Annotated in this window: 13 protein-coding genes; 5 read left to right on the top strand and 8 right to left on the bottom strand. The window is 71.1% G+C overall.

All coding sequences use genetic code 11. From position 1 onward, the window contains the following. The first annotated feature begins 98 nt into the window (after positions 1-98). Together BKA15_RS28480 and BKA15_RS28475 are read left to right on the top strand one after the other, a co-directional pair. A complete protein-coding gene (locus tag BKA15_RS28480; protein WP_179756722.1) occupies positions 99-1,463 on the top strand; it encodes an MFS transporter in 1,365 nt (454 codons plus the stop codon). 160 nt (positions 1,464-1,623) lie between these two features. Further along, complete coding sequence (locus BKA15_RS28475; protein ID WP_179756720.1) at positions 1,624-2,748, top strand: glycoside hydrolase family 183 protein; 1,125 nt, start codon at positions 1,624-1,626, stop codon at positions 2,746-2,748. A gap of 14 nt (positions 2,749-2,762) precedes the next feature. Here BKA15_RS28475 and BKA15_RS28470 read toward each other — a convergent pair whose 3' ends face one another. Next, entirely contained in the window at positions 2,763-4,427 is a 1,665-nt protein-coding gene (locus tag BKA15_RS28470) for a thiamine pyrophosphate-binding protein (protein ID WP_179756718.1), read from the bottom strand. A 142-nt stretch (positions 4,428-4,569) separates the two neighbouring features. After that, entirely contained in the window at positions 4,570-5,283 is a 714-nt protein-coding gene (locus BKA15_RS28465) for an IclR family transcriptional regulator (RefSeq protein ID WP_218871611.1), read from the bottom strand. A 107-nt stretch (positions 5,284-5,390) separates the two neighbouring features. Between BKA15_RS28465 and hpaB the strand changes: the two genes are divergently transcribed. Beyond that, complete coding sequence (gene hpaB, locus BKA15_RS28460; RefSeq protein ID WP_179756714.1) at positions 5,391-6,845, top strand: 4-hydroxyphenylacetate 3-monooxygenase, oxygenase component; 1,455 nt, start codon at positions 5,391-5,393, stop codon at positions 6,843-6,845. Between the two features lie 25 nt (positions 6,846-6,870). Beyond that, a complete protein-coding gene (gene iolB, locus BKA15_RS28455) occupies positions 6,871-7,767 on the top strand; it encodes a 5-deoxy-glucuronate isomerase (RefSeq protein ID WP_179756712.1) in 897 nt (298 codons plus the stop codon). A 12-nt stretch (positions 7,768-7,779) separates the two neighbouring features. Here iolB and BKA15_RS28450 read toward each other — a convergent pair whose 3' ends face one another. Then, a complete protein-coding gene (locus tag BKA15_RS28450; RefSeq protein WP_179756710.1) occupies positions 7,780-8,928 on the bottom strand; it encodes an epoxide hydrolase family protein in 1,149 nt (382 codons plus the stop codon). A gap of 100 nt (positions 8,929-9,028) precedes the next feature. Between BKA15_RS28450 and BKA15_RS28445 the strand changes: the two genes are divergently transcribed. Further along, entirely contained in the window at positions 9,029-10,555 is a 1,527-nt protein-coding gene (locus BKA15_RS28445; RefSeq protein ID WP_179756708.1) for an alpha-N-arabinofuranosidase, read from the top strand. 14 nt (positions 10,556-10,569) lie between these two features. Here the strand turns inward: BKA15_RS28445 and BKA15_RS28440 are convergent, their stop codons facing one another. The 5 genes from BKA15_RS28440 to smc form a co-directional block, all read right to left on the bottom strand. After that, positions 10,570-10,959, bottom strand: coding sequence for a hypothetical protein (locus BKA15_RS28440; protein ID WP_179756706.1), 390 nt, complete (start codon positions 10,957-10,959; stop codon positions 10,570-10,572). A gap of 65 nt (positions 10,960-11,024) precedes the next feature. After that, positions 11,025-12,902 carry an ABC transporter ATP-binding protein gene (locus tag BKA15_RS28435; protein ID WP_179756704.1) on the bottom strand — a complete coding sequence of 626 codons (1,878 nt, stop codon included), beginning with the start codon at positions 12,900-12,902 and terminating at the stop codon, positions 11,025-11,027. Beyond that, positions 12,899-15,037, bottom strand: a complete 2,139-nt coding sequence (locus BKA15_RS28430; RefSeq protein ID WP_179756702.1) for an ABC transporter ATP-binding protein — start codon at positions 15,035-15,037, stop codon at positions 12,899-12,901. The genes BKA15_RS28435 and BKA15_RS28430 overlap by 4 nt, the downstream gene beginning before the upstream one ends. Before the next feature lie 123 nt (positions 15,038-15,160). Beyond that, positions 15,161-16,180 carry a LacI family DNA-binding transcriptional regulator gene (locus BKA15_RS28425; protein ID WP_179756700.1) on the bottom strand — a complete coding sequence of 340 codons (1,020 nt, stop codon included), beginning with the start codon at positions 16,178-16,180 and terminating at the stop codon, positions 15,161-15,163. A 12-nt stretch (positions 16,181-16,192) separates the two neighbouring features. Then, entirely contained in the window at positions 16,193-19,768 is a 3,576-nt protein-coding gene (smc, locus tag BKA15_RS28420) for a chromosome segregation protein SMC (RefSeq protein WP_179756698.1), read from the bottom strand. Between the last annotated feature and the right edge of the window lie 23 nt (positions 19,769-19,791).

Below are 19,791 nucleotides of genomic sequence, written 5' to 3'. Positions count from 1 at the left end.
TGCCCGCTCAGCGTACGGCCCGTGCCGGTCGGTCACCAGCGGATTTCGGCCCGATCCCTTAGTGTCTGGGTAAAGATCACCGATGATCAGGAGGGCTGATGGCGTCCCCGACCCATCCTGCGGACCCGACCCGGACGAACGCCGCCGAGCGTCGCCGGGTCGCCCTGGCCACCACGATCGGCACCACGATCGAGTGGTACGACTTCTTCATCTACGCGAGCGCCGCGGGCCTGGTGTTCGCCCAGCTCTACTTCCGGCCGGCCGGCGATCAGATCGCGCTGTTGCTGTCGTTCGGCTCGGTCGGCGTGAGCTTCCTGTTCCGCCCGCTCGGCGCCTTCCTGGCCGGCCATCTCGGCGACCGGATCGGCCGCAAGGCGATGCTGGTGGTGACTCTGATCCTGATGGGCGGCGCCACGACCTTGATCGGGCTGCTGCCGACATACGACCAGGCCGGCGTGATCGCGCCGGTCGCGCTGTTGATCTTGCGAATCCTGCAGGGACTCTCGGCCGGCGGTGAGTGGGGCGGCGCCGTGCTGATGGCGGTGGAGCACGCCCCGGCCGAGCGGCGCGGGCGGTTCGGCGCCTTCCCGCAGCTCGGTCCGCCGCTCGGCCTGCTCGCCGCATCCGGCGCGATGGCCCTGATGGCCATGATCGCCCCCGGCGAGGCGTTCGCGGCGTGGGGCTGGCGGGTGCCGTTCCTGATCAGTGTCGTGTTGATCATCGTCGGGATCGTGGTCCGCAGCCGGGTCGCGGAGAGTCCGGTGTTCGCCGAGATCGCCGAACGGCGCGAGCAGGCGTCGCTGCCGATCGCCCGCCTGTTCCGGTTCCACGCGCCGATCGTGATCTTGGCGGCGCTGACGTTCGCCGGCAACAACGCGGCCGGCTACATGACCACCGGCGGCTACATCCAGAACTACGCGACGAATCCCGACGGCCCGCTCGGCCTGGACCGGGCGCCGGTGCTGCTCGCCGTCACGGCGTCGGCCGTCGTCTGGGGCCTCTGCACCTGGATCGCCGGCGGGCTGTCGGACCGGATCGGCCGGCGCACCACGTACCTGATCGGCTGGGGTTGTCAGTTGATCACGGTGTTCCCGATGTTCTGGCTGGTCGATACCGGCAATCTCTGGTTCCTCGCGCTCGGCCTGGCCCTGTTCACGATCGGCAACGGGCTCACGTACGGGCCGCAGGCCGCGTTCTTCGCCGAGCTGTTCCCGGCCTCGATCAGGTTCTCCGGCGTCGCGATCTCGTACGCGATCGGCGCCATCCTCGGCGGCGCCTTCGCCCCGACCATCGCCACCGCCCTCGTGCAGCAGTTCCACACCACCAACGCGGTCGGCGTCTACCTGGCCGGGCTCACGATCATCGCGGCGGCGGCGACGTTCCTGCTCCGCGACCGGACCGGCATCCCGCTCGGCCCCGAGAACGAAGCGGCCCAGTCCCGCGGCGCCACGATCCTCTCCTGACCCACTACCCCACACTTCCTGTCGCAATACCAGAGAAACTTCTATGGTAAAGAGCCAGTTTTTCACGTTACGTGAAAAACTGGCGGGCCTGTTGACGCGGCCGGGCGCGTGATCGTACCGTGACCGAAAACGATTTCATGGACCCCGAGGAAGTGAGCCCATGCCCCCGCATCCAGTTCATCGTGCTCCGCATCCCATCTCTCGTCGCCGCCTGCTCGGCGGCGCCGCCGCCGGTCTGGCCGGCACCGGACTTGCGGCCGGCCTCGTCCAGCCGGCCGCCGCCGACGAAGGCTCGGTGATCGTCGACGGCGTCAAGATCACCAAGGTCAAGAATCTCACCGGGCCGGACATCACCGGCAAGTTCGGGTTGCACTGGGTCGACCTCGGTGCCGTGGCCCGGTGCCCGGACGGCCGCAGCATCTATGTCTTCGGCGACAGCTTCGGGCCCGCCTGGGGTGAGAACTGGCGCTCCCCCACCGCGCTCTGGTCGAGCACCCGCAATCTCGCTACCGGTGTCGAGTTCAACGGGACGCCGGGCGGCGACTGGGCCAAGCAGTTGATCCCGTACGAGCACGGGGACGAGATCTCGACGATCATCCCGTCCGACGTGATCACGATCGGCAACAAGATCTACCTGCACGCCGTGGTCAACCAGGGCTTCGGCAACGTGATCTGGAGCGGGATCTGGGTCTCCAAGGACAACGGCGAGAACTGGGAGGATTCCGGCGCCAGGTTCCCGGGTGCCGCGTACGACAAGCGCTGGCAGCTGGCCAGCTGGGACATCGGCGCGGACGGCTGGCTTTACGTCTACACCTCGGAGTTCCTCCGCGAGAGCACGATGATCTTGCACCGGGTCCGGCCGTGGCACATCACCCAGCCGGAGAAGTACCAGCCGTGGGGCAAGAAGAACGGCCGCTGGCGCTGGGGTGCCGAGCCGACGCCGCTGTCGGACGACATCATCGGCGAGAACTCGCTGCGCCGGTTCGGCGACAAGTGGCTGCACACCTGGTTCGACGGGCCGCGCTACCGGATCGACTGCCAGGTGCTCGACCACCCGACGCAGGATCTCCGGACGACGCCGAAGTTCACCATGCTGCACGGCACCAGCTGGGGCAACCAGGACGTCAACCACCTGGCCCAGCTGTACGGCAGCTACATCATCCCCGGTTCGCGGCTGAACGACGTGCACCTCACCGTGAGCCAGTGGAACACCGGCGACAACAGCATCTACCACGTGATGCAGTACCGCTTCGAGGGCCTCGGCCACTGGGCCGACCGGGCCTGATCACTCGTTGTTGATCACCGGCCGACCGGCTCCAGCCGGTCGGCCGGGATCCGGCGGGCCGCCTGCACCTCCCGCATGTGCGGCGCGACCACGCTGGTCGAGATCCGGCAGTCGGCGACATAGAGCCCGGTCGCCGGGCCGGCCAGCCAGCCGGCCAGATCGTCAAGATCATCGAGGGTGCGTACGGTGCGGCCGGCGGCTCCCACCGAGCGGGCGAGGCCGGCGAAGTCGACCTCACCGATCCGCATCGGACCCTGGTCCAGCCCGAGGCTGCCGTACTGGTGCACCTCGGCGCCGTAGGCACCGTCGTCGAAGATGATCATCACGGCACGGCGGGCGGTCCGGGCCAGCGATTCGAGATCGGGCAGGCCCATCAACGCCCCGCCGTCGCCGGAGGCCAGCACGACCGTGGACTCCGGCCGCGCGCGGGCCGCGCCGACGGCACTGGCCAGTCCCAGACCGATGGTCTGGTACGCGGTACCGACCATGATCAACCGGTCCGGCCCGCCGATCCGCCAATACCGCGGGCCCCACTCCAGGAAGTGACCGCCGTCGGTGACCACCGTCCGGTCCTCCGGCAGGATCGCGTCCAGCCGCTGGGCCAGCCGGCGCGGGTCGAGCCGGCCGTCGGGCGACAGCCCGCCCGGCGTCGCGGGCAACTCGGGCTCGACGGCCGCGGCCACCTCCGGGTGCGCCGCCGTCCAGACGTCATGATCACGCGGCCGGACCAGCCGGAGCAGGTCCCGCACCGCCAGGGCCGCGTCGGCCCGCACCGCGAGGTCCACCCGGGGCTGGGTGGGTGCCGCGAGGTCGACCTGCAGCACCCGGGCGTGCGGGCCGAACAGGTGGCCGAACCGGGTGGTGAACTGGTTCAGGCCGGCCCCCACCACGAGCACCAGGTCGGCCGCCGCGAACGCCGCCGTGCAGCGCCGGGTGCCGAACCCGCCGGCGATCCCGAGGTGATCGGGGACCGGGCCGAACAACGAACGGGCGAACGCCGTCGTGGCCGCCGGGGCCTTGATCGACTGGGCCAGCCGGGTCAGGTCCGGACCGGCACCGGCCAGCCAGGCACCCCGTCCGGCCAAGATCACCGGCCGTTCCGCAGCGTTGATCAACTCCGCCAGGCGATCCAGCTCGCCGGCGGCCGGCGGGACCGGCACCGGCGCCGGGATCCCAGGCAGGGTGGGGATCCGGCCGGCATCGGCCGTCGCGAGATCGTACGGCAGCGCGACCACGACCGGGCTCCGCGCGGCGAGGGCGTACCCGATCGCCTCGGAGAGGTCGGCGACCACCGACCCGGCGCCGACGGTGACGGTGCGCGCCCCGACCGCGGCGGCCAGCGCGGTCTGGTCGACGTCCCACGGCTGCCGGCCGGTGGTCGGTTCGGCACCGGTGATCAAGATCAGCGGGACCTGCGCCCGGACCGCCTCGGCCAGCGGCGTGATCGCGTTGCTGAAGCCCGGGCCGTAGGTCGTGGTGGCCGCGGCGAGCCGACCGGAGGCCCGGACGTAGGCGTCGGCGGCGGCGACCCCGGCGGCTTCGTGCCGGACTGCGGTGAACCGGGTCCGGGTCCGCGACAGCGCATCGAGGAGATAGGCGTTGCCGTTGCCCATCACCCCGAAGACGTCGGAGACGTGGGCGGCGAGGACGAAAGCGGCGTGTTCGGAGACGTTCGACATGAACGGGCCTTCTCTCGACGACGAGGATCAGATCCGTATATGTCTCACCGGTACGCAGCCGGGCTATTGCCCCTTTTTCGAGCAACGACGCCAATTCCGCCGGACACTGCCGACTATAACCCTTGCCGCCCAGCTTCGCGGGTCAGCCGAGTTCGCCCCGGATCCGGTCGGCGGCCTCGGCCAGCCGGGCGCCGACCGGTGCCGGGTCGCGCTCGCGGCCGGCCACGTGCACGACGGCCAGTGCGGCCGGCGCGTGGCCCGGGAGCCGCAGCGGCACGGCGACCGCGGCCAGCCCGGGCACCACCTCGTCCCGGCTGGTCGCGTAGCCGCGCCGCGCGGCCTCGGACGCCTCCGGACGGCGCGCCCGCCCGAGCCCCAGCCCGGCCCACTCGTCGTCGGTGAGCACGCTCTGGATCGCCAGGCCGGGAGCACCGACCATGATCGAATGCCGCGTCCCGGGCCGCTGGGCGATGGTCGCCGGACCGGGCGGCGGCTCGACGCTGGCCAGCGTGACGCACTCGTCGGAATCCAACACCACCAGGAAAGCCGTCATCCCGAGGTCCCGCGCCGCGGCGGTGAGCTCGGGCAGCGCCGCCGCCTGCAGGCTGCGCTGGACACCGCGGGCCAGGGCCGCCATCCGCGGCCCGAGCAGCAGCAGTCCGCGGTCGTCCCGGAGCACCAGTCGGTGATCTTCGAGCGTGCGCAGGATCCGGTACGCGATCGAGCGGTGCAGGCCGAGCGCGGCCGCGAGTTCGGCGATGCTGATCGGCTCGCTCGCCTCGGCCAGGATCTCCAGCGCCCGCAGCCCGCGGGACAGGGTCTGGGAGTGCGCGGCCGCAGGTTTCTGATCAGCCACCCCGCTCCTTTCCCGGTTCGGGTTGCCCACGCCCCACTCCGGGCGTATCGTCCGATACTAGAACAGTGTGTTCTATATGGGAACAACCTACTCAGCGAGGAGCGGGCATGGCCATCCGGACCGGACAACAGTTCCTGGACAAGATCAACTCGATGCGGCCGCACCTGACCATCGACGGCAAGCAGGTCAGCGAGAACGTCGCCGAGCACCCCGCGTTCGCCGGAGTCGCCCGCAGCTACGCGAAGCTGTACGACCTGCAGCACGACCCGGAGCATGCCGCCGCGCTGACGTACCCCTCGCCGAGCAGCGGCGAGCCGGTCAGCGCCTCGTTCCTGATCCCGCGGACCCAGGAGGACCTGGTGCACCGCCGGGAGGCGGCCCGCGTCTGGGCCGACTACTCCCACGGCTTCCTGGGCCGGACCGCCGACTACCTGAACGCGGCGCTGACCGCGCTGGCCGCGGCCGCGGACTGGTTCGACCAGGCCGATCCCCGTTACGGGGAAAGGATCCGGGCCTACTACGAGTACGTACGCGAAAATGATCTTCTGACCACGCACACGCTGATCCCGCCGCAGTCCAACCGGGCGGTCTCCGGCTCGGAGCAGATGGGCGGCAAGGTCGCCGCGCAGGTGATCGAGGAGCGACCGGACGGGATCGTGGTCCGCGGCGCCCGGATGCTCGCCACCGTGGCGCCGATCGCGGACGAGATCCTGGTCTTCCCGTCCACCCTGCTGCGCGGCACCGACCGGGACATCCCGTACAGCTTCGCGTTCGCGATCCCGAACGACACGCCCGGCCTGCGCTACCTGTGCCGGACCTCGCTGCACCACGGCGGCTCCACGTTCGACGAGCCGCTGGCGTCGCGGTTCGAGGAGATGGACGCAATGGTGATCTTCGACGACGTGTTCGTGCCGGCGGAGCGGGTCTTCATGCTCGGCAATCCCCAACTGTGCAACGCGTTCTACACCGAGACCGGGGCGACCGCCCTGATGACCCAGCAGGTGGTGACCCGAACGATCGCCAAGAGCGAGTTCTTCCTTGGGCTGGCGTCGGAGATCGCCTCCTCGATCGCGATCGACGGCTACCAGCACATCCAGGAGGACCTGGCCGAGTTGATCATCGACGTGGAGATCGGCAAGGCGCTGCTGCGGGCGGCCGAGGCCGACGCCGCGCCGAACCGGTGGGGCATGATGACGCCGAAGTGGAGCTCGCTGAACGCGGCCCGGAACTGGTTCCCTCGGGCCTCGCAGCGATTCCCCGCGATCATCCGGAAGTTCTGCGCCTCCGGGCTGCTGGCGGCACCGAGCGAGGCCGACCTCTCCTCCGGTGCCCGCGACGACATCGACCAGTACCTGCAGGCGAAGCTGCTGCCGGCCGAGAGCCGGGCCCAGCTGTACCGGCTCGCCTTCGACGCGTCGATGTCGGGCTTCGCGTCCCGGCAGGCCCAGTACGAGTACTACTTCTTCGGCGACCCGGTGCGGATGGCCGGGGCACTGGTGAACAGCTACGATCGCGAACCGGCCCGGGCCCGCGTCCGGGAGCTGCTGGCCCGGACGGATTGATCAACTCGGCAGGAAGGCGGATCGGATGAGCCAGGACCGCTGGTTCCACCGGCGCGGAACGCTCGCCCGGGACGGCTGGCAGAGCCGCGTGGACGACACCCTGCCCGGCTGGCAGCACACCGGCCTCGATGTCGCCGACCTCACGGACCAGGCCGTCCTGCCACTGGACCGGACGGGCGTGGAGCGGATCGTCGTACCGCTCGCCGGCTCGTTCACCGTCAGCCATCAGGTGGACGGGGTCGCCGGCGAGACCAGGCTGGCCGGGCGGCGCTCCGTCTTCGCCGGGCCGACCGACGTACTCTATCTGCCGGCCGGCAGCACCGGGACGATCACCGGGACCGGTCGGGTCGCCGTGGCGACGTCGCCGACCACCGAGGTCCGGCCGCTCCGGCACGTCGCTGCCGCCGACACCCCGGTCGAGCTGCGTGGTGCCGGCGCCGCGAGCCGGCAGGTGCACAACTTCGGCACGCCGGGCACGCTGGACGCGGCCCGGCTGATCGTCTGCGAGGTGATCACGCCGGCGGGCAACTGGTCCTCGTACCCGGCACACAAGCACGACGACCACGTGCCGGGACACGAATCCCGGCTGGAGGAGATCTACTACTTCGAGGCGGCTCCCGAGGCCGGTGCCGAAGTTGATCATGAGAGCGCCTTCGGCCTGTTCAGCAGCTACTCCTCGCCGGCCGGCGAGATCGAGATCAACGCGATGGTGCGGACCGGCGACATCGCCCTCGTCCCGTACGGCTACCACGGGCCGGCCGTCGCGGCGCCCGGCTACGACCTGTACTACCTGAACGTGATGGCCGGGCCCGACCCGGAACGGGCCTGGCTGATCACCGACGACCCGGCCCACGCCTGGGTCCGCGGCACCTGGCCGGACCAGCCGGTCGACCCACGACTCCCCTACCGTGACGAGGAGTGACTTCCGCCGTGGTCAGCCGGACCGCGAGCCGGACCGGATCGCGGCGACGGAAGCGCGCAGCTCGGCGACATAGAGGTCCGGCACCTCGAGCGCGGCGAAGTGACCGCCCGCCGGCGGTTCGCCCCAGTAGCGCAGGTCGGGGAACCGTCGCTCGGCCCAGCGGCGGGACGGCCGCGGCAGTTCGGCCGGGAAGACCGAGGCGCCGGTCGGGACCATGATCACGTCCGCCGTGGCCTCGGTGAACCACCGGCTCACCTCGCCGATGCTCTCCCAGTAGAGGCGGGCGCTGGACGCGGCGGTCCCGGTCAGCCAGTAGAGCGTGACCGTGTCCAGCAGCCGGTCGATCGGCACGCCCGGCCCGGCCGGATCGGCCCACTCCTCATATTTCTCGGCGATCCAGGCGCAGAGCCCGACCGGCGAGTCGTTCAGCGCGTAGCCGATCGTCTGCGGCCTGGTCGCGTGCAGCTCGCCGTACGCGGAGCCGGTGCGGGACCGCTCGGCCAGTTGATCAACGGCCCGCTGCTCGGCGCCGGTGAACGGCCGCGACCGGTCCGGCGCGACGAGCGGCGGGATCAGGTGGATCCCGATCAGGCGATCCGGCGCCTGGGCGGCGATCATGGTCGAGACGCTGGTGCCCCAGTCGCTGCCCGCGGCGGCGAACCGCCGGTAGCCGAGCCGGTCCATCAGGTCGATCCAGGCGGCGGCGATCCGGTGGATGTTCCAGCCGGCGGAGCTCGGCCGGTCGCTGAACCCGTACCCGGGCAGTGAGGGGCAGACGACGTGGAAGGCATCCGCAGCCGTGCCGCCGTGCGCGGTCGGGTCGGCGAGCGGGCCGACACAAGAGAGGAATTCCAGGTACGAACCCGGCCAGCCGTGGCTGAGCAGCAGCGGCGTCGCGTCCGGGTGCGATGAGCGCTGGTGCAGGAAGTGCACGCCGAGGTCGTCGATCTTGGTCCGGAACTGGGCGTGCCCGGCCAGTTCGGCCTCCAGCCGCCGCCAGTCGTACTCCTCGGACCAGTGATCGGCGATCTCTCGCAGCCGTTCGAGCGCGAGGCCCTGGCCGGGGGCGGTGGCCGGCTCGGGCCAGCGCGTGTCCCGGATCCGGCGGCGAAGATCATTCAGCCGGTCCGGCTCGATCTTGACGATGAACGGTTCGATCACCGTTCCATCCTGCCCGGCCCCACTTCCGGATCCGGGCTCCGGGCCGTTAGGCTGACCCGCGAAGGTGTAACGTCAAACCTAGCCTGGAAGGGCCTTGCCCATGAGCACACCGACCACCCGCGCCGTGATCAACGTCGACCTCGGCGGCCCGGTGATCAACCGGCACCTGTACGGCCACTTCGCCGAGCACCTCGGCCGCTGCATCTACGGCGGCTTCTGGGTCGGCGAGGACTCCGAGCTGCCCAACGTCGGCGGCATCCGGACCGACGTGGTCGAGGCGCTGCGCGCCCTGAACATCCCCAACCTGCGCTGGCCTGGCGGCTGCTTCGCCGACGAGTACCACTGGCAGGACGGGATCGGGCCGCGGCAGGACCGGCCGATCATGGTGAACACCCACTGGGGCAACGTCGAGGAGAACAACCACTTCGGCACCCACGAGTTCATGGCGCTGTGCGAGCTGCTCGGGGCGGACCCGTACGTCAACGGCAACGTGGGTTCCGGCACGGTCCGCGAGATGAGCGAGTGGGTCGAGTACCTGACCCGCGACGGCGACTCCCCGATGGTCCGGCAGCGCAAGGCGAACGGCCGGGAGAAGGCGTGGCGGGTGCCGTTCTGGGGCATCGGCAACGAGGCCTGGGGCTGCGGCGGCAACATGCGGCCCGAGGCGTACGCCGACGAGGCTCGCCGGTTCGCCACGTTCCTTCGTGATCATGGTGACAACAAGCTGTACCGGATCGCCGCCGGCGCCAACGACGACAACCTCGCCTGGACCGAAGCCCTGATGAAGGCGGTCAGCTGCCTGGGCTGCGGCAACAAGCCGCGCGGCTTCTTCCAGGGCATCTCGTTCCACTACTACACCCATGACGGCGACGGCATCCATCGCTCGCACGCCACCGACTTCGACGACACCCAGTACTACCGGACCATGATCAAGGCGGCCGACATCGACCGGGTGATCAAGGCCCACCGGGCGGTGATGGACTCCTACGACCCGGCCGGCGTGGTCGGGCTGGTCTGCGACGAGTGGGGCACCTGGTGGCAGGTCGACGAGGGCACCAACCCTGGCTTCCTCCAGCAGCAGAACACGCTGCGCGACGCCCTGGTGGCCGGGCTGCACTTCGACATCTTCCACTCCCATGCCGAGCGGTTGATCATGGCCAACATCGCCCAGACCGTGAACGTGCTGCAGTCGATGATCTTGACCGATGATCAGGGCGGCCTGGTGCTGACGCCGACCTACCACGTGTTCGAGATGAACAAGGGACACCAGGACGCCGCCTCGCTCGCCGTACACCAGCCGGGCGGGCCGGCCACGATCGATGTCGACGGCACCGCACTGGCCCAGGTCACCGCGTCCGCCAGCCGGAAGGGCGACACCGTGCTGATCTCGGCCGGCAACCTGTCGCTGGACTCCGGCACCATGATCGACTTCGACCTGCGCGGCGGCAGCGTCAGCGCAGCGCGGGGCCGGATCCTCACCGCCGACCGGCCGCAGGCCCACAACACGGTCGCCGAGCCCACCGCGGTCGCCCCGGTCGAGTTGGAGGTACGGGTCACCGACGGCCACCTGATCGCCGACCTCCCGCCGCACTCCTTCGCGACGATCGAGGTCGACCTGGCGAGCTGACAGCCCAGCCGCGATCAGAGGTTGCCGAAGAAGATGATCAGCCATCCCGCGGAGGCAAGGCCGGACAACCCCACGCCGACCAGGCCGAGCACGTAGCCGACATCGAGGGCTCCTTGCTCCGGGTACTCGTAGGGCAAGAAGTAGGCGGCGTAGTAGTCGCGCAACCGGATCTGATAGCGCCGCAAGATCACGATGGTCAGGCTGATCACAAGACCGACCACCGGTATCCAGAACGTGACGATCGCGAAGACCGCCAGCGCGACGCCGGACGCTGCACCGATGAGGCGCACGATCTGGGTGCGGAAGATCTCCCGCGTCCACGGATCGGCCGGCGGCACCGGCGGTGGAGCGCCGGGCCCACGCGCGAACGGTGGCGGTGGCACGGGCGTGCCGGGCTGAGACACGCCGCTGAGCATCACACAACCCGGGGGTCACCGCCAGTGACACCTGTCAGCCTGGTCAGCCTGGGTCAGTGCACGGGTTGGGGCCGCGGCGTACCGGTGCGGTGGGCCACCCAGGCCCGGTGCAGCCTCGCGTAGATGCCGTCCGGCAGGTCGACCAGGTCGGCGTGCCGGCCGTGCTCGACGACGTGCCCGTGGTCCAGCACGAGCGCCAGGTCGGCCCGTTCGGCGGTCGACAGCCGGTGCGCGATGGTGACCGTCGTCCGTCCCCGCTGCAGGCCTTCGATTGCGGCCTGCAGCCGGACGTCGGAGGCCGGGTCGACGGCGCTGGTCGCCTCGTCCAGCACGATCAGGTCCGGGTCGGCGATGTAGGCGCGGGCGAGGGCGACCAGCTGGCGCTCCCCGGCACTGAGGGCTTCGCCGCGCTGGTGCACCGGGGTGTCGAGGCCGAGCGGCATCGCCTCGATCCAGTCCAGCAGGCCGAGGTCCTCCATCGCCGCGAGCATCTGCAGCTCGGTCGCGTCCGGCCGGCCGTAGCGGAGGTTGTCGGCGATGCTGCCGTCGAACAGGAAGCCCTCCTGCGGCACCATCACCACCCGGCCGCGCAGCGAGTCAAACGGGATCCGGTCCACCTCGATGCCGCCGATCCGTACGGCGCCGGAGGTCGGGTCCATCATCCGGGTCAGCAGCTTCGCCAGCGTCGTCTTGCCGCTGCCGGTCTCGCCGACGATCGCGACGTGGGTCCGCGGCGGGATCGAGATGTTCAGGCCATGCAGGACCTCGGGCCCGCCCGGGTACGCGTACCGCAGATCCTCGATCTCGATGCCGAGCGGGCCGGCCGGCAACGGCTGCGCATCGGGCCGGGCCGGGCCGCGCTCCCCCGTCGTCGGGTCGATGGCGCCGCCGGGGTCGCTGACGTCGGCCGGGGTGTCGATCACGCCGAGCACCCGGCGCCAGCCGGCCACCGCGTTCTGCGCCTCGTTCAGCATCTCGATGCCCATCCGGACCGGCTGGCTGAACAGCGACACCAGGAACACGAACGCGACCAGCTGACCCACCGACAGCAGGTCCGTCGACGTGCCCAGCCAGATGCCGACGACGATCACCATGCCGGTGGTGAACCCGTCGCTCATCTCCGACAGCGAGAACGACACGGCCTGGGGTCGCAGCACCTTCAACTGCGCGCCGCGGACCTCGGCGACGGCGCCGTCCATCTCCTGGTTGGTCCGGCCGGTGACGCCGTACGCGCGGATCGTCGCGGACCCGACCAGCGCCTCCGACACCGAGCCGAGCATCGCGCCGACCCGGGTCCGGACGATCTGGTAGCGGGACCGGATCCGCTTCTGGATCTTGGTCATCGCCAGCAGTACCGGGACGAAGCAGAGCCAGGTCAGGATCGCCAGCGGCCACGAGTAGATCGCCATCACGACGGTCGCGATGACCACCTGCAGGCTCATCACGATCAGCATGATCCCGCCGAAGGACATGAACTGGCTGACCGTGTCGACGTCGCTGGTCACCCGGGAGACCAGCGCGCCGCGCTTCTCGGTGGACTGGGTGAGCAGCGACAGGTCGTGGATGTGCCGGAACGCTCGGGTACGCAACGTCCGCAGAGCCGTTTCCGAGGCCCGGAACAGCCGGCGGTTCATGAACACGTTCGCCGTCACCGTCCCCGCGAGGATGAGGGCCGCGAGACCGAGGCTGCCGGCGACGAACCCCAGGTCGATCGCCTCGGCGCCGACGATCCCGCCGTCGATGATCCGCTGCACCGTCACCGGTACGACGATCTTCCCGGCCGTCGTGATCACGGCCAGCACCAGCGTCAGCCACAGGCCGCGGGCGACCTCCGGGGTCAGCGACAGGCCGCGCCGGATGGTGGCGATGGTGCCTTCGGTGGCGTTCCGGTCAGTGACCAGGCTGCTGCTCTCCGAGGCGGGGGCTTTCATCGTTCCTCCATCAGGCGGTCCTCGTCGTCGCAGTCGGTGCGGTGCCGCTCCTCGGCCAGTTCGACCCACACCTCCGGGTCGTCGGGCGACGGCTCCCGCTTCCCGTGCTCGCGCTCGGCGCGCTCCCGTTCCGCCCGTTTCCGCTCGGCAATCTCGGCGTCCGCCCGCTCGCGTTCGGCGCGGGCGCGTTCGTTGCTCGCCGCCGCAGCGGCACGGTCCTCGAGCTCGGCCCGCTCCGACTCGAGCAGTTCGTGGGCGATGGCCGCCTCGTCGTACGCCTCGACCAGGGCTCGGTACGCCGGGACATCGGCGAGCAGCTCGGCGTGGCTGCCGGTCGCGGTGATCCGGCCGTTCTCCAGGAACACCACCCGGCTGGCGATCGCGATCGTCGACTTGCGGTAGGCGACCACCAGCAGCGTCGTCTCGGTGATCTCGCGGTGGATCCCCTCCAGGATGGCGGCCTCGACGGCCGGGTCGCAGGCGCTGGTGGCGTCGTCCAGGACGAGCAGCCGGGGCCGGCGGACCAGCGCGCGGGCCAGGGCGATCCGTTGGCGCTGGCCGCCCGACAGCGACCCGCCGCGCTCCCCGAGCACCGTGTCGAGGCCCTCGGGCAGGGCATCGACGAAGCCCTCGGCCTGAGCGATGCGCAGGGCCCAGCGGACGTCGGCGTCGCTGAAGTTCTCGCCGAGGGTGACGTTGTCGCGAACGCTGGAGTCGAACACGAAGGCCTGCTGCAGGACCAGCGCGACCGACTCGGCGAGCGAGTCGGCGGTGAGGTCGCGCAGATCGACCCCGTCGAGCGTGATCCGGCCGTCGGTCGGGTCCAGCAGTCGGGAGGCCAGCAGGGTCAGCGTCGACTTGCCGGAGCCGGTGGCACCGACGATCGCGACCACCCGGCCGTCGGTCTCGGCATCGGCCGTGAGATCGACCTCGTGCAGGGCGACCGCGTCCGGCCGGGTGCGGCCGGTCGCGGAGTGCGAGTCGCGGTATTCGAGGGTGACGCCCTGGAACTCCACCCGGGCCGGGCGGCCGGTGTCCGGTGCCGTTCTCGTCCCGTACCCGAGCCGGTCCCGGGCGGTCAGGATCCGCCGGGTCCGCCGCCAGCCGACGACCACCCGGGACAGGTCGCCGAGCACCCAGCCGAACGAGCGCAGCGGCAGCGCCATCAGCGTGAACAGGTAGGCGACCTGCACCAGTTGGCCGGTGGTCAGTGCCCCCTGCCCGATCCGCCAGGTGCCGACCAGCGTGACCAGCAGGATCGCCACGTTGGGCAGCGCGTCGATGACCGGGTCGAACCAGCCGCGGACGTAGCCGAGCCGGATGCCGTTGCGGCGCAGCCGGTCGGCGGCGTCGACGAACCGTACCTCCTCGGCGTCCTCCCGGCCCAGTGACTTCACCACTCCTGCGCCGTCGAACGACTCGTGCGCGATCTCGGAGACCTCGGCGCGCAGCCGCTGCGACTCCAGCGCGATCGGCGCCGCCTTGGCCTGGAAGATCATGTTCAGCGCCATCAGGATCGCCACCGTGACGACCATGATCAGCAACAGGACGGGGTCGATGCCGGCCACCACGACGACCGCGTACGCCAGCATGGCCAGCGTCGCCAGGGCGAACGGGAACGGCGCGATGGCGAAGAAGGTGGCCTCGATGTCGGAATACATCGTCGACAGCAGCGTGCCGGTCGACTGGCGCCGATGCCACAGCAACGGCAGCTCGGACAGCCGCCGGGTCAGCCGCAACCGGTAGTCGGCGATCAGGTGGAACTGCGTCACCGAGGCGAGCGTGCGCCGGCCCACCACCGTCACCGCCCGGAGCACCGCGATCCCCGCCACCAGCAACCCCGCCGCGGCAACGGCGCCCGGAACCGGATTCCCGGACTCGAACGACGGCACGATGACGTCCTGCGTCACCTGGCCGATCACCGTGGACGTCAGCACCTGCAGCAGGGCGAACGCGACGCCGGAGAGCACCGACGGAATGAAGATCAGCCGACGTTCCCAGCACGCCGAGAACAACCGCCCGAGTCCCTCGCGGAAGACGACACCCGCCGACGGTGCCGCGGCGATGCCGTCGGCCGTCGGGCCTTTCGCGGTACGGGAGGACGACGATCGAGACGGCGACGTGGAGAGAGTCATGAACACCCAGGAAGAAGTACGAGAACGACGGGAGCCCGTCGACGATGACGAAACCCAACGATCCTAACCCGCCGCCGAGACGCGGGAAAACGAGTTCCCGCGGAGAGGGCCGGCGCGACCGAGTCAGGCCAGGGTGCTGGCTCGACGGACGATGGTGGCCGGAGGCATCACGACCCGGGCCGGCGCGGGGGTCGAACCCTGGGCGATCCGCTCCACCAGCAGGGTGCAGATCGCGTCGGCCATCGCCTCGTTGTCCGGTTCGACGGAGGTCAGCGCGGGAACGGTGTAGGCGCTGGTCCGGAGGTTGTCGAAGCCGATCACCTGCACCTGGTCGGGCACCGTGATCCCGGCGTCGGCGAGGGCCCGCAGAGCTCCGTACGCGGCGGCGTCGGTGAGCGCGAAGACGCCGTCGAAGTCGACCCCGGACCCGAGCAAGTCCCGGACCACGCGATGGCCGTCGGCGACCCGCAGCGGCGACGGCACGATCAGCTCCGGATGCACCGGCAGCCCGGCGTCGGCGTGCGCCGTGCGGTAGCCGCGGGTCCGCAGCGCGGCCATGGTCTGCCGGCGCGACGAGCTGCCGCCCAGCAGCAGGATCCGCCGGGCGCCGGTCCGCAGCAGCAGCTCGGTGGCCTGCCGGGCACCGTCGACGTTGTCCATCAGCACATGATCGAACCGGGCTGGCACGGCGCGCTCGCCGATCAGCACGACCGGGGTGTCGATCCGCAGCCGTTCAAGATCATCACGGTCGCCGGCGACCACGCTCAGCACGAACCCGTCGTAGCTGCTCAGCCGGGCCGCGGTCAGCGTGTCCAGTTCGGCGGCGCGGGAACCGGCGGTGCGTTCCATGATCAACCGCAGTTCATGATCACCGAGCCTGGCGGCCAGCCGGTCGGCCAGCTCGGAGAAGTAGCCGGAGTCGAAGTCGGGCACGGCCAGTCCCACGGTGCCGGTCCGGCCGACCCGGAGTTGCCGGGCGGCGACGTTGACCTGGTAGCCGAGCTCCTCGATCGTCTCCAGCACCCGCTGCCGGGTCGCCTCGCCGACCCGCCGCGACCGCCCGTTGATCACGTTCGACACGGTCATGGTCGACACGCCCGCGGCGCGGGCCACGTCGTTCATGGTCACCGCACGCCGGTTCATGATCAGCTTCGGTCAGGCGACCGATTCGGCGTCGGTACGGAGACGCTGGGAGATCACCGCCGAGACGCCGTCCCCGCGCATGGTCACCCCGTAGAGCGCGTCCGCGACCTCCATCGTGCGCTTCTGGTGGGTGATCACCAGCAGCTGGCTGTTCTCGCGCAGCTCCTCGTAGATCTCCAGCAGCCGGCCCAGGTTGGTGTCGTCCAGCGCCGCCTCGACCTCGTCCAGGATGTAGAACGGGCTCGGCCGGGCGATGAACAACGAGACCAGGAACGCGACCGCGACCAGCGACCGCTCGCCGCCGGACAGCAGCGACAGCCGCTTCACCTTCTTGCCCGGCGGCCGCGCCTCGACGTCGACGCCGGTGGTCAGCCAGTTGCCCGGCTCGGTCAGCACCAGCCGGCCCTCGCCGCCCGGGAACAGCCGGGCGAAGACCCGGTTGAACGCGTTCTCCACGTCGGCGTACGCGTCGGCGAAGACCTGCTCCACCCGGGCGTCGACCTCGGTGATGATGTCGAGCAGGTCGGTCCGGGTCTTGCGCAGGTCCTCCAGCTGTTCGGAGAGGAACTGGTGCCGCTCCTCCATCGCGTCGAACTCCTCCAGCGCGAGCGGGTTGATCCGGCCCAGCTGGCCGAGCGACCGTTCGGCCCGGCGGAGCCGCTTCTGCTGCTCCTCCCGTACGTACGGCACCGGCTCGGGCCGCTCGTCCTCGTCGGTGATGGCCGAGCCGTCGTCCCGGGTCAGCACCGGCACCGGCAGCTCCGGCCCGTACTCCTCGGTCAGCACGGTCGGCTCCAGGCCGAGCTCGGTCATAGCCTTCTCGTTCAGCGCCTCGATCCGCATCCGGTGCTCGGCCCGGGCCATCTCCTCGCGGTGCGCGGAGTCGACCAGCGACTCGAAATCGGCGCCGAGGGAGCGGACCTTCCGGCGGACCTCGGTCAGCACGGCCTCGGCCTCCTGCCGGGTGGCCTCCGCCTCGGACCGTTCCGCCGCGGCCAGCGCGACGGAGCGGTCCACCTGCTCGGCCAGGTGGCTGCCGGCCGCATGCACGGCGGTCGCGATCCGGGCCTCGCGGAGCATCCGTTCCCGGCGGGCCACGGCCCGGGCGTGCGCCTGGCGTTCGTTCTCCGCGGCCCGGCGCAGCGCATCGGCCCGGCCGGCCAGGGCGCGGACCCGTTCCTCCAGCGTCCGCAGTGCGAGCCGGGACTCCATCTCGGCGGCCCGGGCCAGCCGGGCCTCCTCGCCGAGCCGGTCCCGTTCGGTCGAGTCCGGCTCGTCGATCTCGGCCTCGTCGCTGGCCATCTCCAGCCGTTGTTCCAGGTCGGCCAGCCCGGACAGGTCGGAGTCCCGGGCTTCCTCGGCCTGCCGGATCGCCGCGGCCAGCCGGTCGGCCTCGCCGCGGGCGCCCTTCGCGGTCGAGGACAGCTGGCCCAGCTCCTCGGCCACGGCCGCCATCGCGGCGTCGGACTCGTGCAGCTTGGCCAGCGTGATCTCGACGTCCCGCTTGGCCTGGGTGTGCCGGTCGGCCAGCTCGGTCTGGGCGAACTTCAGCCGTTCACAGGCGTGGTTGGCCTCGGCCAGCTTCTGCTCCGCCTCGTCGACCGCGGCCTGCACCTCGATCAGGCTCGGCTGCGCCGACGACCCGCCGGCCGCGAAGTGGGCACTGAGCACGTCGCCGTCCCGGGTCACCGCGGTCAGGTCGGCGTGCTGCCGGACCAGATCCCGGGCCGCCGCCAGGTCGTCCACGACGGCGATCTTGCGGAGCACCCGGTCGACCGCCGGCCGCAACTCGGCGCTGCACTCGACCACGTCCACGGCGTAGCGGACACCCTCGGGCAGCGCGGGCCAGGACGCACGATCCGAGCCGGGAGCGCCGGCCAGCAGCAGCCCGGCCCGGCCCAAATCCTCGGTCTTGAGGTGTTCGAAGGCGGTGATCGCCGCGTTCACGTCGGTCACCGCGACTGCGTCGGCCGCGTGCCCGAAGGCCGCCGCCACCGCCGTCTCGTACGTCGCCTCGACACCCACCAGCGCGGCCACCGAGCCGAGCAGCCCGGCCACCTGGTCGGTCGCCGCGAGCAGGGCGGCACCAGCGTCCTTGCGCCGCAACCCGACCTGGAGCGCCTCGACCCGGGCGACCAGCGCGGCCCGTTCCTGGTGTGCCTGCGCCTCGGCCCGGCGCAGCTCGGCGAGCTCCGCCTCGACCCGGTCCAGCGCCTCCTGGGCGGACTCATGCTCGGCGTCCAGGCCCTCCTCGCCGTCGTCCAGCCCGGCCACCCGCGACTCCAGCGAGGTGAACGCCCGTTCGGCCGCGGCGGCCCGCTCGGCCGCCTCCGCCTGGGCGGCGCTGAGCCGGCCGAGTTCGGCTTCGGCGGCCTCGGCGCGGCTGCGCAGCGAGTTGACCTGGCCGGTCAGCCGGGCCAGGCCCTCCCGGCGGTCGGCGGCGGCCCGGATCAGGCCGGCGAACCGGGTCTCCTCGATCCGGTGCGCCTCCTCCAGCTCGGCCCGCCGTTCGCTGGCGAGTTCGAGGGCCTCGGCCTTCTCCTCCAGTTCGGCGGTCAGCTCGGCCTCCTGCTCGCCGACCGCGTCCGCCTCCCGGTCCAGTTCGTCGGGGTCGCGGCCGGGCCGTACCTCACCCGGATCGGACTCGGCGTTGCGCATCCGCTCCCGGGCGATCGACAGTGTGCTGGCCACCCGCTCCTTGAGCGCGGCCAGGGAATACCAGGTCTCCTGGGCGGCGGTCAGCCGCGGCAGCCCTTCCCGTACGGACTCCTCGGCGGCGACCTCGGTCTCCCGGGCGGCCTCGAGTGCGTCCTCCAGCTCGCGGCGGCGTTCCCGCATCGCCTTCTCGTCGGCCAGGTCCGACTCCATCGCCAGCGTCGCCTGGACCAGGTCGTCGGCGATCAGCCGGGCCTTCGCGTCGCGGACCTCGGCCTGGATCACGGCGGCCTTGCGGGCGACCTCGGCCTGCCGGCCGAGCGGCTTCAGCTGGCGCCGGATCTCCGAGATCAGGTCGTTCAGCCGATTCAGGTTGCCCTCGGTCGACTCCAGCTTCTTGAGCGCCTTCTCCTTGCGCTTGCGGTGTTTCAGCACGCCGGCGGCCTCTTCGATGAAGCCGCGGCGGCCCTCCGGGGTGGCCTGCAGGATCGAGTCGAGCTGGCCCTGGCCGACGATGACGTGCATCTCCCGGCCGATGCCGGAGTCGGACAGCAGTTCCTGGATGTCGAGCAGCCGGGCGGTCTGGCCGTTGATCGCGTACTCCGAACCGCCGTTGCGGAACATGGTCCGAGACAGCGTGACCTCGGTGTACTCGATCGGCAGCGCGCCGTCGGAGTTGTCGATGGTGAGCGTGACCTCGGCCCGGCCCAGCGGCGCCCGGCCCGACGTACCGGCGAAGATGACGTCCTGCATCTTGCCGCCGCGCAGCGACTTGACGCCCTGCTCGCCCATCACCCAGCTGAGCGCGTCGACGACGTTGGACTTGCCCGACCCGTTCGGCCCGACCACGCAGGTGATCCCCGGCTCGAAGTTGAGCGTGGTCGCCGAGGCGAAGGACTTGAATCCCTTCAGGGTCAGGCTCTTCAGGTACACCGCACGTTCCTCGACTAACTCGT

This window comes from Microlunatus parietis, from assembly GCF_013407955.1.
Lineage (GTDB): Bacteria > Actinomycetota > Actinomycetes > Propionibacteriales > Propionibacteriaceae > Microlunatus > Microlunatus parietis.
The sequence above is the reverse complement of the archived record's forward strand: the minus strand, read 5'-3'. Positions and strand labels throughout refer to the sequence as shown.

What these genes read in the sequence shown, in the direction of transcription:
- BKA15_RS28480 (WP_179756722.1), top strand. Translation starts at nt 99, where the DNA reads ATGGCGTCCCCGACCCATCCTGCGGACCCGACCCGGACGAACGCCGCC.
- BKA15_RS28475 (WP_179756720.1), top strand. Translation starts at nt 1,624, where the DNA reads ATGCCCCCGCATCCAGTTCATCGTGCTCCGCATCCCATCTCTCGTCGC.
- BKA15_RS28470 (WP_179756718.1), bottom strand. Translation starts at nt 4,427, where the DNA reads ATGTCGAACGTCTCCGAACACGCCGCTTTCGTCCTCGCCGCCCACGTC.
- hpaB (WP_179756714.1), top strand. Translation starts at nt 5,391, where the DNA reads ATGGCCATCCGGACCGGACAACAGTTCCTGGACAAGATCAACTCGATG.
- iolB (WP_179756712.1), top strand. Translation starts at nt 6,871, where the DNA reads ATGAGCCAGGACCGCTGGTTCCACCGGCGCGGAACGCTCGCCCGGGAC.
- BKA15_RS28445 (WP_179756708.1), top strand. Translation starts at nt 9,029, where the DNA reads ATGAGCACACCGACCACCCGCGCCGTGATCAACGTCGACCTCGGCGGC.
- BKA15_RS28435 (WP_179756704.1), bottom strand. Translation starts at nt 12,902, where the DNA reads ATGAAAGCCCCCGCCTCGGAGAGCAGCAGCCTGGTCACTGACCGGAAC.
- BKA15_RS28430 (WP_179756702.1), bottom strand. Translation starts at nt 15,037, where the DNA reads ATGACTCTCTCCACGTCGCCGTCTCGATCGTCGTCCTCCCGTACCGCG.
- BKA15_RS28425 (WP_179756700.1), bottom strand. Translation starts at nt 16,180, where the DNA reads ATGAACCGGCGTGCGGTGACCATGAACGACGTGGCCCGCGCCGCGGGC.